Origin of the sequence: Corallibacter vietnamensis (assembly GCF_039537875.1) — a bacterium.
GTDB classification, from domain to species: domain Bacteria; phylum Bacteroidota; class Bacteroidia; order Flavobacteriales; family Flavobacteriaceae; genus Corallibacter; species Corallibacter vietnamensis.
The window spans coordinates 1-966 of the sequence record NZ_BAABBI010000015.1 but is presented as its reverse complement, the minus strand read 5'-3'; the positions used below and the strand labels follow the sequence as shown (position 1 = coordinate 966).

Here is a 966-nt window from a genome sequence, read left to right as displayed (position 1 = left end):
GTTCAACAAAGCATCGTACAAGAGACAGAGAGGACTAACACGTGTAAGAGGTAATCCCTAGAGACCGTTATAGTTCTCCTCTCTTCTCTTGATAAATTTAATAACATCAAAGTAAAGGAGACCGTTATGCAACATTAGGAAAAACGACCAATTATTCGCATATTTATAAAATAAATTTAAATAAAAATGGCAACAGTAGATAATATACGAAACGGATTGATTGACAAAATACTATCGATTAAAAACAAAGATTTTTTAGTGGCTCTTGACAAAATAATTACATCGAGTTCATCTGAATCTGAAATAGTTGAATTGACCAAAGAACAGAAATTAATGCTGGAAATGAGTGAACGAGATATAAAAGATGGAAAACTCATTTCTCAAGAAGCAATGAATAAAAGGAATTTGGAATGGCTAAACGCAATGTAATTTGGACACGAACAGCTGACATTCAGTTCGTGGGAATTTTAGAATATTGGGTTAAAAGAAACAAATCAAATAATTACTCAAAAAAACTTTTAAAGCTAGTTTCGGAAAGAACAAAACAGATAGCCGAAAAACCTCTGATTTACAAAGCTACAGATTTCAAAGATACAAGAGTTGCTTCATTAGGTAATTTTAGTATTTACTATAAATTTAATGACACAGAAATTATCATCACAGCTTTTTGGGACAATAGACAAAATCCGAAAAAACTTTTGAAAATATTGGAAAACAAAAAATAACGTTGCACAACAATGGCTATAAGTAATTGCTTGTTCTCGCCTACTTCTGAAAATCCTTACGGATTTTCAGCTTGGTGTGTACTTGCAAAGTTTAGTGCTAAACCACGCAACTACTCATAGCCGTATTCCAAGGTAAAAAACAAGCCTTAATTCAATAATTTGTTGCGGCTATATTTACAAAAGGTGTACCTCTTTTAATTACTGCAAAACTGCGTGCTAAAATTTTATTTCTAACGTTGTT

General features: G+C 31.9%; 2 protein-coding genes. Both read left to right on the top strand.

The annotated features are described in order from the left end of the window. Positions 1–186: 186 nt before the first annotated feature. A complete protein-coding gene (locus ABD690_RS13485) occupies positions 187–429 on the top strand; it encodes a hypothetical protein (RefSeq protein WP_207972095.1) in 243 nt (80 codons plus the stop codon). A gap of 29 nt (positions 430–458) precedes the next feature. Beyond that, positions 459–725 carry a type II toxin-antitoxin system RelE/ParE family toxin gene (locus ABD690_RS13480; protein WP_344731121.1) on the top strand — a complete coding sequence of 89 codons (267 nt, stop codon included), beginning with the start codon at positions 459–461 and terminating at the stop codon, positions 723–725. The last annotated feature ends 241 nt before the right edge of the window (positions 726–966 follow it).